This is a genomic window from Acinetobacter sp. Tol 5, assembly GCF_019702905.1.
Classification (GTDB): Bacteria; Pseudomonadota; Gammaproteobacteria; order Pseudomonadales; family Moraxellaceae; genus Acinetobacter; species Acinetobacter bereziniae.
The window spans coordinates 2,179,948-2,194,812 of record NZ_AP024708.1 but is presented as its reverse complement, the minus strand read 5'-3'; the positions used below and the strand labels follow the sequence as shown (position 1 = coordinate 2,194,812).

12 protein-coding genes are annotated in these 14,865 nt (G+C 37.0%); 5 read left to right on the top strand and 7 right to left on the bottom strand.

From position 1 onward, the window contains the following. Nucleotides 1–6: 6 nt before the first annotated feature. From TOL5_RS10115 to TOL5_RS10100, 4 genes are all read right to left on the bottom strand, one after another. Nucleotides 7–2,868, bottom strand: coding sequence for a T6SS effector BTH_I2691 family protein (locus TOL5_RS10115; protein WP_121774454.1), 2,862 nt, complete (start codon nucleotides 2,866–2,868; stop codon nucleotides 7–9). A 10-nt stretch (nucleotides 2,869–2,878) separates the two neighbouring features. Beyond that, a complete protein-coding gene (locus TOL5_RS10110; RefSeq protein WP_009584930.1) occupies nucleotides 2,879–3,826 on the bottom strand; it encodes a DUF4123 domain-containing protein in 948 nt (315 codons plus the stop codon). Next, nucleotides 3,823–6,447: a type VI secretion system Vgr family protein gene (locus TOL5_RS10105; protein WP_121774455.1), complete on the bottom strand. Its 2,625-nt coding sequence runs from the start codon at nucleotides 6,445–6,447 to the stop codon at nucleotides 3,823–3,825. Before TOL5_RS10105 ends, TOL5_RS10110 begins: the two co-directional genes overlap by 4 nt. A gap of 182 nt (nucleotides 6,448–6,629) precedes the next feature. Then, nucleotides 6,630–6,992, bottom strand: a complete 363-nt coding sequence (locus tag TOL5_RS10100) for a hypothetical protein (RefSeq protein ID WP_227543981.1) — start codon at nucleotides 6,990–6,992, stop codon at nucleotides 6,630–6,632. Nucleotides 6,993–7,309: 317 nt separating this feature from the next. Between TOL5_RS10100 and TOL5_RS10095 the strand changes: the two genes are divergently transcribed. From TOL5_RS10095 to TOL5_RS10080, 4 genes are all read left to right on the top strand, one after another. Further along, nucleotides 7,310–7,846 carry a lytic transglycosylase domain-containing protein gene (locus TOL5_RS10095; RefSeq protein ID WP_121774456.1) on the top strand — a complete coding sequence of 179 codons (537 nt, stop codon included), beginning with the start codon at nucleotides 7,310–7,312 and terminating at the stop codon, nucleotides 7,844–7,846. A gap of 384 nt (nucleotides 7,847–8,230) precedes the next feature. Further along, a complete protein-coding gene (locus TOL5_RS10090) occupies nucleotides 8,231–8,551 on the top strand; it encodes a type II toxin-antitoxin system RelE/ParE family toxin (RefSeq protein ID WP_121774457.1) in 321 nt (106 codons plus the stop codon). Beyond that, nucleotides 8,544–8,816: a NadS family protein gene (gene nadS, locus TOL5_RS10085; protein WP_058971122.1), complete on the top strand. Its 273-nt coding sequence runs from the start codon at nucleotides 8,544–8,546 to the stop codon at nucleotides 8,814–8,816. The genes TOL5_RS10090 and nadS overlap by 8 nt, the downstream gene beginning before the upstream one ends. A gap of 81 nt (nucleotides 8,817–8,897) precedes the next feature. Further along, nucleotides 8,898–9,404: an AAA family ATPase gene (locus TOL5_RS10080; RefSeq protein WP_121774458.1), complete on the top strand. Its 507-nt coding sequence runs from the start codon at nucleotides 8,898–8,900 to the stop codon at nucleotides 9,402–9,404. Between the two features lie 274 nt (nucleotides 9,405–9,678). Here the strand turns inward: TOL5_RS10080 and cysK are convergent, their stop codons facing one another. Continuing rightward, nucleotides 9,679–10,677 carry a cysteine synthase A gene (gene cysK / locus TOL5_RS10075; protein WP_042088689.1) on the bottom strand — a complete coding sequence of 333 codons (999 nt, stop codon included), beginning with the start codon at nucleotides 10,675–10,677 and terminating at the stop codon, nucleotides 9,679–9,681. A 233-nt stretch (nucleotides 10,678–10,910) separates the two neighbouring features. Between cysK and plsB the strand changes: the two genes are divergently transcribed. Then, nucleotides 10,911–13,112: a glycerol-3-phosphate 1-O-acyltransferase PlsB gene (gene plsB / locus TOL5_RS10070; RefSeq protein WP_100885315.1), complete on the top strand. Its 2,202-nt coding sequence runs from the start codon at nucleotides 10,911–10,913 to the stop codon at nucleotides 13,110–13,112. A gap of 125 nt (nucleotides 13,113–13,237) precedes the next feature. On the opposite strand, the gene TOL5_RS10065 is transcribed toward plsB, so the two are convergent. Then, nucleotides 13,238–13,927 (bottom strand): class I SAM-dependent methyltransferase, encoded by a 690-nt coding sequence (locus TOL5_RS10065; RefSeq protein ID WP_121774459.1) that lies wholly within the window; start codon nucleotides 13,925–13,927, stop codon nucleotides 13,238–13,240. Between the two features lie 59 nt (nucleotides 13,928–13,986). Further along, entirely contained in the window at nucleotides 13,987–14,625 is a 639-nt protein-coding gene (locus tag TOL5_RS10060) for a TetR/AcrR family transcriptional regulator (RefSeq protein WP_162987679.1), read from the bottom strand. Nucleotides 14,626–14,865: the final 240 nt, after the last annotated feature.

Sequence of the window (14,865 nt, the reverse complement as noted above, 5' to 3'; positions counted from 1 at the left end):
CCTACTCTATTGTGCAAATAGTATCTGAAAATCTTCATCTTCCTGCTTTTCAGACATTAGTTGATTGGTTTTTAAAGCTCTAAAAGTAGAATATTGGCACCAACGTTGAAGCTTTGTAGCTTCCCTGTATATCAAAAAAGCGGCTTCAACTAAAGTTAAAATTAATCCTATACCACTTGCCCAAGCAACCCAACGCAGCAAAGCATTCCTGACTAGCTCTCGAGTAAGCTTTTTAACACTATATTTAGCCATAGTTTCACCAAAAACTTTTGCGCCCAATCTCTGAATGGTCGGGCTACCTCCAACATGTGCTAAATAATCTATTAAAGGACCAATATAGGTTAATGCAGCGCACATACCAAAAAATGCACCAAAACCCGCAGATACTGATCGGCTCGAATACAATAAAATTAATGTATTAGATAAATCTGCTCTTTCTCTTAATACCTTTACCTTTTGATAATCTAACCATGCTGTAATGCCACCTGCAATCGTACTTAAACTCCCTGCTGCCCATTTAATACCCGCTCTTTGAATATTTGCTGCGCCTCGTGTGGCTGCTGCGCCTGCACCACCATAGCTAGTTTGAGTTGCAACTTCACGCACGCCTTTTGCCAAACCATAGAATATATCCAAAGCAAAAGCCATCAATGCGGATACAGATGCCACCAAAGCTGCAACTTGTACATTATCCTTATATTTTCCAGAGCTAAGCATATGCGTTAAATTAATCGCCTCTAAAAATACAAGAATGCCTGATGCGCGTACCTGATGGTAATTGTTGGTATGGTTCACCATACCTTTACTACCCGCTTTTTCAATTTCTTCTAAAGTTAATGCCACTTGTTGCTTTTTTGCCATCGCATCATCGATCAATACATCCAAAGAACGCATTGTTGCTTCCTTTGTATTTTTTGAAAGCTGACCACCGACTCTTTCACCAAGTTCAGGACTGAGTTTGATATTTCCAGAGTTTAGTTTTTCAGGATTTATATTATGTACAACTTGATCAAATCTTAGTTTTCCTGCCAACTCACCCATCTGAGCAAACAACAGTTTTTGCGAAATTGCAGCGACAAATCGACTTTCAGCAGTTGACCCCATACCTGCCCGAAATACAACACGGGCAAAGTTAGAAACATACAGCATGACCTTTTTTTCGACTTTAGAGAATGCAATATTGCCTTTATTTTTGTCGATTCCCTGATTTCTTGCCCATTCATCCCATGCAGAATCGGTTTTCTTTAAAAAGTCGATTGTACCTTTCATGGCTTTTATACCCACAGCGGTCAAATCTGTTGCAGCTTTTTTCAGTTCTTCATGCTTGGCTTTGGCTTCTAACTGATTACTATACAAACCACGTATAAATAAATTTTTACGCTCATAATCTGGCTTTTTAACCCAGTCATCCAACTGTCTTGCACCTGCTTCAGCACCTTCCATTCCAAATAGCATGGTCGCTACATGTGCTTTAAATGCACATCCACTTTGCAAATCCTTTTGATCATAGGCATCTAAAGCATCCAATAAGCTTTCAGAAACCACCCAATTTAAATGTTCTTGAGCACGTTGGTTGGCAACCTTTAAAGCCGTGTCATATTTTTGAGCTACTTCCTGCTTAAACGCTTCAATTTCTTTATAGTTTAAATTATCGAGTAGAACTTTGCGGTCAGGTTGGTAATTGGCTTCCCCAACTTCTTCACCGTGACCCGCCCGTTTTTTCATGGTACGTTCATGTTCTTCGATCAACAATTTTTTGCTTCGTTCAAGTTGCTCAATTTCTGCTGTATTATTCCATTTCCTCGCATAGATAAGTCGTTGCTCAATCGCATTTAAATTGCTTTTATATCTTATTTCAATGGCGGGTGCTGTTTGTTCATGAATTTCATTTTCGCGCTGTACGATTTTTTCCTTATTTTTAAGCAATGAACCTTCTATGCTTTTCACGCGTTGTACGGAGTCCAGTTTACGCTGATTAGTGACACCATATTTATCTTTTGCTTCTAAATAGTCATCTACAGGGACATAAGCTTCATTTCGATATTCATTTAATTTTATCGTGATTCCAACGGGGTCATATAACACAACAGCTGAAAAAGCTTTCGGTTTTTCGGTGAATTTCTTCACGAGCTGCTTCCAACGATCAGTACCAAATGAAAAAGGCTGGCTGATACCACCCTTTAAGGTCGTGTTGTTTAAACAATGTTGCTGTTGAGACGTTCCTTTCGCCCATGCTGCAACATCTACAGACTGCCATTTGCCTGAACTAACATATTCATCCGCTTTGGCTTGATATTCCTCTCTTTTTTTATCAGTCATGGGCGCATGGGTATAAATCAAATACGCTTTTTCTGCCAAATTTGTTGCAATATATTCAACTGTGACAAATGAAGCAAATACCGCATGTTCATTTCCCTGACAGGCAAACTCAAGTACAGATACGGGTGCAGGTTTGTCCAATGGGAATGATGACAAATATCCCTTTGGCGTCACGATGTAGCCACTCCATTCATAACCTTTTTTTCTTTTGATCATGGCGTACACATAACCAGAATCGATCATTTCAGTTGTATATTGTGAATACGACAAGGCAACGTTTTTTACATTTTTTCCAAGCTGAGAATTAAGCTGAGGTGCTTTATCTCGAGTAACGGTGTAACGTAAAGGTAATATCTGTAATCCTAATTTACGGCAAAAATTACATTGATCTTTACTGCCTTTTGCATCAGAAGTCTGTTGATTGACTTGTATTGCAGCATTCGCTGCTTTGGTAATCGCATTTGGTGCAGCCAAAATCTCTTCTTGCTGTCTACGTTGTTCTGCTTTTTTATTTTCTTTTCTTGCGAAAGCTTCTTTATCACCACCCATATTATTCTCCTTATTCAAATATTTCTGTTTTAATCAATGCCCAATCGTCTTCAGCGATAAAATTCATCGCTTCGGTAAAATTATAATTTTCAGGTTCAATATTCCAATACTGTTTAAGCACATTTACAACATGAGGATGTTGTATAAAGCCTTGCCCTAATAGCTCCGCATATAAACCATAACTTAGCAAATCAATATATTTTTTAATATGATATTGCTCATGAGCTTGATATAAGTTTTTAAGAATCTTTTGAGGATTTAAATCATGACTGTCGATCTGTTCTAATTCATGTGCTTTCCTAAAAACAGTATTACTGATTTCAATTAAATCCAGTTGTAGAGATTGTTGCACATTAATTTTGTTGATCGCTTTAAGTTGTAATTTTTTCTGATCTATATTTTCCCAATGGTAGTACCCCGTCGGGTGAATAAAATGCCACTGGATAAAATTTGCCAATAAACTATTTAACTGCAATTCGTTGAATATTTGATCTAAATAAATCATCACACGAGGGTCGTACCAACGAAATAAAATTTTGGACTCTATATCTTGCAATACCAATGTCTTTTTAAATCTTCGATTTAATTCATCATTGTCATATTGAGAAGCCCCAAAACCGTGAACCAAGTACCGATCATTTGCAATATCAAAATGCTTGAGTAAGTGTTCAGCCAGCTCAAATCCAATGTCTTTCAATATCTTTTCATCTGATATTTCAATAAAAAACAGACTGGTATCTTTATATCCATTCCCCTTAGCTAGCGGAATATAAATAATCTGATCTACTCTCAAGTTATTTTTTAGATCATCAAAGATATCTGGTGCTAAAGTCTCATCAAGCAGTACCAGTAATCGACCATGCTGAAAGAACACTGTCTGCATTTTTTGATAAATCGTTTCCACTGAATTATTTTCAGGCAAAATGCTTGTCTGTTGTAGGTAATGCTCAGCCATCATAAGATCACCTTTGCTGATCCATTTTGAGCGGCATGTCCTTGTTTTGCTGAGCAATCAGGCAAATCTATACTAGGTGGATTTATCGAAGCGGACGACGTAAGTTTCTGCTGTCCAGACTTTACTTCAAACAAACCACCTGTGGTTGCAAACACCCCCGAACCATTGAGCTTTAATTCAGTGCCATCACTGATCAATTTAATTTCTTTTGGACTAATGATATAAATCGTGTCTTCAGTCGAAATAATTTGAATGCCTTTACGTGCGATCAGATCTGCTGCATCACCTTGTGCCTGAATCTCAATTTTACCTTTTCCTGCAAATAGCCTTGCACCTTCCTGTGCCGCAAAAAGACTGATTTTAGCACTTGCATGTGCAATCAAAGATTTCTGCGTACTGAGATTCATGCTTTCGCCTGCTTGCTGGCTGATTTGCCCATCTGCTGAAAGATGAACGTCGCTATTGGTCGACATAGCTATAGAATTCGGTGAAGTTAACATCATCACTGCGGATTTAAATGCATCTGCCTTTTTCGGATCTTGTTCAGTCAAAGTTTCGATAAAACCTTTGATATTTTCTAAAACCTCTAAAGGATCAGTTTGTTGATGTTTGGCAACTTCACTTAAAGCTTTTGTGTTGTTGAGACTCGATTCAAGTTGTGATTGCGTTTCAGAGACATCAAGATGATTGCCTGATGCCTCATCTTGTGTATGGGTACTCAGCAGTAAGCCTTGTCCTGCACGTATTGCGCCCCATTGATCAGTTCTTAGCTCAAAGCCTTCTCCTCGCCCTTCACTCGTCTCTGTTTCTTTTGGATAACTGAGGTTGCCAAGATTCAGTTGGCTTGCCCCGTAACTGCTGTGTAACTGACTACTGATCTGGTTGGTGGTATCGTCAAATCTCAGTTGGTTATAGCCACTCCCCTGATATTCCTTACTTTTAATCCCTGCCAACTTCTTGGTATCGGGCAACTTGCCTTTGTCATCAAACTTGGTTGGATAACGGTATCCTTCATGAATACGTCCCACCACAAAAGGTCTGTCAATATCCCCCGCAAAGAAGTCAACTACGACCAACTCTCCAATACGCGGTAAGAAGCGTGCTCCATAGTCTTCGCCTGCCCACGGCGTGAGTACATCGACCCAAGCTGAGTCGGTATCATTGTCGTTCGCACCTGCACCACCATCATGGCTGTGATCTTCATTGCGGGTAAACAGGAAGCGAACCTTGATACGTCCCCATTCATCCACATGGATTTCGTCTCCACTCGGTCCAACCACTCTCGCTCGCATTGGATGGGCTACGGGTCTTTGGGTTAAGGGATTATACTCAGGAACAACCGTAATATTACGTCGTTGTAGCACCAACTGATTCGCTTGGCGTTCTTCGCTGTTGTTTATGGAAAGATGGGCGAGTTGCCATTGGCTTTGTCGGATGAGTGCTTCGACTTGATGGCTCAAGTCTTTGGGTAAATTATTTTGGTGATAAAAGGTTTTGGAGATGATCAGAAATTGCCGATCGGCAACATCTTTTAGCTCTAGACTTGGATGTTGGTCAAGCTCAAAGTGATAACCCACCTGCGCATCTCGTACCGTTGAAGTTGCGATAAATTGTTTGGCTTGGGCATCGTAGTAGTTGCTGAGGTTTTGGTTAAAGCGTTCGATCTGACTGTTGCCTGATGGTGTTACTCCATCTTCTCCATTTAAGTCTTGAGTCCATGCAGGGCTAAAGTGCCATACTTGTTCTAAGCCTAGACTGGCGTTATCGTACTGGTCACTGTGCTGATGTTTGCTTTGTACATTGCCTGCACCTTCTTCGGTTTCAAGAATATCGGCTTGCCATCGTTGAATATGTACAGACGTCGGTTGAAGTGAACGTTGTCCTGTAAAATTGATAATCGAATCGCGAGTCTCTACAGCCGAACTTCGATGAAAGCGGATCGTGCGTCGTTCTAAACTTTTATATTGAGTATTGTCATCAATTAATCTAAGCTTTTGAGGCTGGATGGGTTCATTAAAATGAGACACTTTAAGCTGTGCTTCATCAATTAAACTGGTCACACCTTCCGATGCTAGAAGCCTTTGAATAAGGTCTATATCTCGTTCATTATTCTGCATAATGAAGGGTCGAATATCGTAATCTTTGGTTAGACCGCTTTTATCCAAAGTCAAACTTGAAGCAAACAGTGGAGATCTGTCTCGCCATTCATTAAATATAACTTCGACTACCTGTAAAGCAGACATATTCATAAATACACGCGAGTTTCTACGCTGTTTCCATAGTGCGGTTGGATCTTCAACCGTGAGGCGATAAATCGTCAAAGCACCATCAGAGGCACCCACCTCAGCTTTGGTGACAATTCCTGAAATACGATTGAGTTCGGAGCGATCATTGACCACATCAATGGCTACACGACAGCCAATAAAGCGTTTTAATGCAATATCGTTCAGCGTAGATAGACAAATCAGTTGTAAGTTCACCCCATCATTGATGGCATGTATCCCATCAACGCGTTGTAAAAATACCAGTTGATGAAGATCAGTATTTGAAAAAGACACATGGATAGCACGCTTTTGAGCAGTAAGACCCAATTTTTCCAAAGCAAAATAAATATTATTAAACACGAGTTATTGTGTAGTTATTCTAAATTAAAACACACTCTACAAAAAAGATCATATTTTGTCCATGTTTAATTTTATCTACATACTTCATTATGTTTCATTTCGTTTCGATAGTTTTCTCCGATACATTACCGCTCCCATAGTTAAATTAAATTTTTCGCATAATTCTTTTATAGAAAGTGTATTTAATTCCTGTTTGGCGTTCTTACCCAATTTAGAAGAGGAACTCGTTTTTTTTCACTTAATAATTCTTTTAAATAAGAACGAGCAGTTAAAATTTCCTGTTCAGTTTTATTGAGTCCTATCGCAATCTCTTTGATTGAATACTGTATACTCATATTTTTTTGAAGACCGAATTCACATCTAAATCTAGTGATTATTTTAATTAGCAATCCGAGTAATTTCATTGATTTAGCCAAATCATATTTCTTTAAAAACTCAGCTAAACCATCAGTTAAAATGAAAATATATTGACTCGTTGCAATTCGCTCATACATCGAACCTTTGTAGATCATAATCCCAGCTTGTGTATTTTGCTCTTCATACACATCCCAGTCTTCATCTTGTCAATCTTTAATTGTCTTTATTGGATAAATTTTATATCGTTTAGCCATAAGCAGAAATATTTTTATCAATTTTTTCTAAACACTTGAAGGGATTTATTTAATTTCAACCACAAATAAAAAACTATATTTATTAAACTAATTTAAATAAAATATTTCCAAAGCTGTAATTGCTCAATAACAAGTCGTTCAAAGCTAAAGATACAAATCGTGAATAAATCTACTGATATAGTGAGATTGACAGGTATAAATTGGACACTTACCATCATGACCAATCTTAGATCAGCAGTATTGGTTTTGTTTTGAATCTTCAGTATCAATTAAAAATAATTTCTATCATTTGTCTGACACTTGCAATTACGGCGTGTTCGTCTTTAGGCGGTGGTTCTGTGCAAAAGCGTGCAGCTAAACTTTCTACAGGTATACAAAAGGCTTATTCAGTTTCTCCTGATATTGCAAATCGAGTCTCACCTTTTATTGTACAAAGTGCAGATCAATATGATGTTGATCCTTTACTGATCGCAGCTACAATTCGCCAAGAATCCAGTTATCGTAGTTATGTGACTTCTCCCTCTGGAGCGGTTGGCTTAACTCAGGTCATGCCACGTTATTGGCAACAAGCTTGCCCGGGCGATCTATTTGATGAATATACCAATGTACGCTGCGGAACCATGATCTTAGCGAAATATAACCAATCTGCAGGTAGTTGGAAAAAAGCATTAGGTTATTACAATGTTGGTCCTACAAATTATGAATCAAATCGTAAAATGAAACGCCAAGGTAAGAGATATGCCAAACAAGTGAAACAGCACGAAAAACAGTTAAAATCTTCGTTATAAAATTTAGCACTAAAATCTAATTTCAATCCCCAGAATAAAGTTAAAATTAATTCAACTTAACTTTATTCAGGCAAAACTTTTATAAAGAAATCAGTATATAAATAGATTTTACTTTTTTCCATCAGCCTATTTTACCTGCTATGGTCAAACCGGCTAATTTTTCATGCATCATACAAGTGATTCATCTTCAATCAAGCTTATGCTTTTATATGAATTTTTAAAAATTTTGCTTAAACATTTTTTATATTTTTTGATTCAGTGATGGTCTTGGTATCGCGAGGCGACATGGATGTCGCCATGTTGAGCGAAGGTATAGAACGTACTCCCTCGCTTTTTTATTTTCAAATTGCTATACTTTCAATACGCCATTGACGTACAAAAGTTATGTTATTTATTGAAACCAGTATTTTTACCAAACAAATCAAAGAACTTGTTACTGATGATGAATATCGCCAGTTACAGCAAGATCTTTTGGTAGAGCCTGATAAAGGTGATGTGATAAAAAATGGTGGTGGAATACGAAAAGTACGTTGTGCTCAAGGCAATAAAGCAAAAAGTGGTGGTATCCGTGTAATCTATTATTGGGTTTCAGAAGATGACCATATTTTCTTTTTAGTGGCTTATCCCAAGTCTATGAAAGACAATTTAACGGATAAAGAAACTGCAATTCTACGTCAATTAGTGAAGGAGCAACTTCATGGATAATACTTTATTTGATGACCTCGTTTCTTCGATTAAAGAAGCAGGTGCAATTAAGCGTAAAGAGATTCAGGCAAGTCGTGTAACAGAACTGGTATTACCTAATATTAAGGACGTACGTGAAAAAACGGGTTTGAGCCAAAATGAATTTGCTGCACGCTTGCATATTAGCCCTCGTACTCTACAGAATTGGGAACAAGGTAGACGTTATCCAACAGGCCCAGCAGCGACATTAATTCGCATTCTAGATGCCCATCCAACTCTGATTTAAAATGATCAATAGAATTGGGAGCTTTAAAGCTCCCATTTTAACTTCGTATAAGAGATTTTATGCTAATTGTAAGAGATCATAATGCTCGTAGTATTTAGTGGGTTACCCGGCACAGGAAAAACAACTTTATCTCAGGCTCTAATAAAAAAGAAAGGGTTCACTTATATCCGAATTGATGAAATAGAATTTGCGATTCAACAATATAATAACTCTTCTGAAAAAATTGGAGCTATTGGTTATGAAATTTCATTTTCTATAGCATTATCTAATCTAAAACTTGGCAATACGGTTGTGGCTGACAACGTTAATCCTGTCATAGAAAGTAGGCTTAAATGGAAAGAAATAGCTCAGAAAGCTAAAGTTAAGATTATTGAAATTGAAGTTGTTTGTAGTGATAAGGCAGAACATAAGAGACGTATTGAAACAAGGTCATCTGATATAGAAAATTTTAAACTACCAGATTGGCAGTCTGTTCAAATACATGATTATCAATTGAGAACAGATAAAAGATTAATAATAGATACAGCTAAACTTACTCCAGAAAATGCTCTAGCTGAAATAGAAAAATATATTAGCTCCACCATTTAACATAATAGGCGTTATTCGAAATTATTCTTTTAAATCACCTACTCAAATTGATCGAAACTTTTCATAAAATATAAGCAGTGAAAATACTTTATCCATGTTATGTAAAAATTAAATATCTTTCTGATTTATTTAATTTATTTTTAATTTCTTGTATCAATTTTACTATCTAAATATCAAAAAAACCCTCTCTGAATTATGTATGAGAGGGTTTGTTTTTTGTCGACTTCACCATTAAGTGTATTGTCGATCAGATACAGTTACTGGCTATTGGCGTTTAATCCGCTGAAATATCTTCAAACAATACTGAAGATAAATAGCGTTCACCAGCATCTGGTAATATTACGACAATGGTTTTTCCTGCATTTTCAGGACGAGCTGCCAATTGTGCCGCTGCTGCTAATGCTGCACCACTTGAAATCCCCACAAAAATACCTTCCTGAGTTGCACTTTGGCGTGCAAAATCAATAGCAACTTGGTTTTCAATCGCAATCACTTCATCGACCAAATCTAAGTTTAAATTCTTAGGAATAAAGTTTGCACCAATCCCCTGAATCTTATGTGGACCAGGTGTTAACGTTTCGCCACGCTTGGTTTGACCTATGATTGGAGAGTCTGCTGGCTCGACAGCAACTGAATGGATCGCCTGTTTTTTAACATTTTCAAAATAACTAGAGATCCCCGAAATTGTTCCCCCAGTGCCCACACCAGCCACAAGAATATCAACTTTACCACCTGTTGCAGCCCAAATCTCTGGACCCGTTGTCGTCTCATGGATTTTTGGATTGGCTGGATTTTCAAATTGTTGCGGTAAGTAATATTTTTCAGGTTGCTCTGTAGCTAAACGTACAGCTTCCTCTACCGCACCTTTCATCCCTTTTGCTGGTTCAGTTAAGATTAAGTTTGCACCTAAAGCTTTTAATACTTTACGACGTTCAAGGCTCATACTGGCAGGCATTGTCAAAGTAATTTCATAACCTTTTGCTGCTGCTACAAATGCCAATGCAATTCCTGTATTGCCACTGGTTGGCTCAACAATATGCATCCCTTGCTTTAAAAGCCCTTTGGCTTCTGCGTCAGCAATAAGTGCAGCACCAATACGGTCTTTCACTGAAAATGCAGGATTACGGCTTTCTGTCTTTGCTAATACAGTCGCACCACCCGTAATCAAACGGTTAATACGAATCAGTGGTGTATTACCAATCGATTCAGCATTATTGGCATATACAGCGATACCTAGATTTTCTGTGCTTGGGAAATTTGGATCTGTAGACATGGTCTTTCCTTGAATTTAAAATTAATTTATATCAATCTATCATAATGCTTTTTTATGTAGCTTTGACATTCAGTAACTGAATTTAATTATAGCAACAATAAAATAGTTTATTCATATAAATCATAAGTTTAGTTTTTGCGCAATGTGTTTGACTGAATTGTCAGCAAATCAAAGTATATATTTGTATATTATTTCAAGCATAATAACGCCATAACTCATCTGAAGAGAAGATTATGGCAAGCAGTGCTTATCAAAAATTTTACCGTCAATTTACAAAAAAAATCTTAGATAAAATTGTCAGCCCACAAGTTTTAGGTGACACACAAACACTTGAAAATACAATTAACGATCCAAATACACCTCATTTTCCGATTTGTTATGTCATCCAAGACGACTCTACATCCAATAAAGTCTTGATCGATAATGAAACTGAAAAGAGAAAACTCAGCCCAGCTTTTGCACCACTTCAGCTTTCTTCTGACTATCAAGAAGATGATTCATTTATTACTTTAGAGCCAACAAAAAGTAATGCTTCAGCTTATTACCCAGATAAAATCATTCGTCTGGTTGAATTTTTGTTGAAGCACCCAGAACAAGATGTATTGCTGATCCCGACCACAATTTTATGGGGACGTGCGCCTGAAAATGAAGACAGTTGGTATAAGGCATTGATGGCAGATGCTTGGGCAAAACCGACAGGTATCAAACAAGCCCTCAACATCACACTCTATGGTCGTGACAATTATATCGAGTTCCATCAAGCTATTTCTCTTCGTCAATTGATCAATTCAGCAATCGAGCTTACACCGAATTTCTCACCTGCTCACTATGTGGTTACCGAGCTGAATAAACAATTTAATGGTTATAAAGAAGCCATTCTCGGTCCTGATATTTCAGATCGTCGCAATGTCATCAATAAATTGATGACCACTGAAGCCATAAAAGAAGCTATTTTAAATGAAAGTATTCATAAGAAAATCAGCATCAATGAAGCCGAAAACTTAGCACACAAATATTTAGATGAAATCGTTTCTGATTTTTCCTACTCAACTTTACGCTTTGCTGAGATTGCATTAACCAAGCTTTGGACGCAATTGTATGATGGAATCGAAGTACATAACTTTGATACGGTGCGCGAACTTGCCAAAGATTATGAAATTGTCTACACCCCTTGTCATCGTAGCCATATCGACTACTTGCTACTGTCCTATGTGATTTATAACCGTGGATTGATGGTTCCGCATATTGCGGCAGGTATTAATCTGAATATGCCTATCGTTGGACAGTTAATGCGTGGCGCAGGTGCGTACTTTATTCGCCGTAGCTTCAATGGAAATGCGTTATATACCGCTGTTTTTAAAGAATATATTTACAGTATGTTAAATCGCAATACACCGATGGAATACTTTATAGAAGGTGGACGCTCACGAACTGGATTATTATTGCCGCCTAAAAAAGGGATGTTGGCAATGACGATTCAAAGTTATCTGCGTGGAAACAGTAAACCAATTGCCTTTATTCCTACATATTTTGGTTATGAAAAGCTGATTGAAGGAAGTTCATACATCAAAGAATTGGGCGGTCAAAAGAAACAAGCTGAATCTTTATTTGGTTTATTAAAATCTATTCAAAAAATCGAAAAAGTATTTGGTGTGGTACATGTCAATCTAGGTGAGCCTGTTTTTCTTGAAGATATTTTGCAAAAGAATCAAGCACCGCAACATGTCGGATTGCATGATGAGATTCCTGACAGTGTCAAAGCCACAGTCAATGATGTTGCAATCGATATTTTGGAAAATATCAACAAAGCGGTTGTGATCAATCCAATCAGTTTGATTTCTTTGGTGTTGTTAAACGCACCAACGCATAGTTTGGCTGAACGAGAAGTTTTGGTTCGTTTAGAACAATTCCGCAATTTATTGAAACATCATCGCTATGATGATCGTATGCAAATCACTGAACTCTCCAACAAAGAAATCATTCAATATGCCATGAAACTCAAACAAGTTGAGTTGATTGAACATGACAATGAACGTTGGGTAAAAGTCAGTGATATACAAGTCGGCTTACTCAAATATTTTAGTAATAACATCCTACACACCTTTATTCTGCCTGCTTTAATCGCAAAAGTATTTAAACAGCAGACTGAAGAACAAATGTTTAAAATTGAAAAATCTACCTTATGCTCACAAGTGATTGAACAATATCCCTTGATCCATAAAGCATTTTTCTTAAAATGGGACGAAACTGAAGTTGATACCCAGATTGAATGTATTCTGGAATATTTCAGTGCTGAAAAACTGATTGATATTGATGCAGATCAAATCATCAGCATTTCAAACGCAGATCCTAAAATTCGCCTACTTTCAGCCCTTGCACATTTATATGATGTCAATGTGGTGAAAGAGCCTGAAAAAGATTCAAAGGATAAATAACTGCATCGTAAATTTGAATAAATCTATACTGGGATTAAATCGAAACCAATCGTTTTGATAAAATACTCAGTATAGATATTAGAATTAGACACAGCGAAGATCACTAAAATTCGATGATAAAATTTTTATCTGCCTATCGAATGCTTTAACCCAATAAAGCCATAGTAATTGAGCACTTGTGCAAAACTTTTTACTAAAGCAAAACCAGCCTGTTTGTACAAATCAATGATCTCGTCTGGACGAATTAATGCAAAATCTTGAGTGATACGATCTGCCATAACCTCTACTTGCTTTTCATGTAATCCTGAATCCAATGTCAAAGTTTTTAGACTGTCTAACTGTTGCTCATTTTCAAATTGAGTGAGCTCTACACTTAAACATAAGCCTGTATTGCTTAGGCTATTTGAAATATCTTTAAAAAAGTCTAATTTGCTTTCTACAGGAACAAAATGTGATACCAAAATCGCCAATGCGGCATCAAAAGTTGTGTCGATATTGTGCAATATAGAGGTATCACCAACAATGCATTCAATTCGAGAAGATAGTTCCAAATTATCAATATGTTGTTTAGCTTTTTCAATCATGTTGGGTGCAGGATCAATTGCTGTAAAATTCCATTGCGGAAATTGCTCTGCCAAATACTGCAACTCATAACCTGTACCACATCCCACCACCAAAATATGGGCTTGTTGAGGCAAATAAGTTTTCAGTAAAGCATGAACTTGTAAGTGAATCAGTTCGTAACCAGGAATCAACTTGCGGATATGCTCATCATAACTTTCTACAACCACAGGATGATTAAAATCCTTTGCCATGATTTACCCCTCTAAGTTTTGATTTTTAAGTAACTGATTGATAATTAATAGATGAATAATTAAGACTCTGACACGATCATATGTTTAACTTTAACGGCTTGCAGACAAAAATCAGCAATTTGTTTAACAAAATATTCTTTATAGGTTTTATCAAAGCGCTTGGTTTTCGCAATACTGAGCGGTTCGATCACCACAAATGTCATTGCACCTACAATACACAATGCGGTGGTATTTAAATCTTCAAAAATAAACTCACCTGAGTGTCTTCCCTCAGTTAAAATTTTAATAATACTTTCTTTAATCAACTGCTTACTCTGGAAACGTTCAAGCTCAAATTGTGGATCAACAGGTTCAAACAACAGAGAATAAGACAGTCGCGGGCTATTCATTGCACGTTTAACAAAAGTTGTGACTGCACGATGCAATTTTTCAACAGCCGTTAATTCAGTATGGGCAATATCATTCAGAATATTCACTTCGATATGAATAGCGGCATTTAAAACTTCAATCAACACTTGATTTTTATTTTCAAAATAGCGGTAAACTAAACCACTTGAAACACCAGCACGATCTGCAATTGCTTGAATTTGCGCATCTTTAAATCCCCCTTGTGCCACCAGTTCACGAGCTGACAATAAAATCATCTCACGATTCTGCTGCATTTTTTCTTCCATGACAGAGGATCTTTTATAATTCATAGTAATGTGCAAATCCTATTCAGGCTTAAATCGTTCAAGCTAAATATTAATAAATTTTAAATCAATATGCTATCAATCTGAGCAATTTCATACTGATATATAAACTTCACCAATGTATTTTCATGATCTGTTAAGTGTTGATTTTAACCAAATACAACCAGATGCACAGCCAGCATTAAACTTTGATTAAGCACAAAATGCCACATCAAACTGTTTATCTTAGATGCAGAACAATCTCAC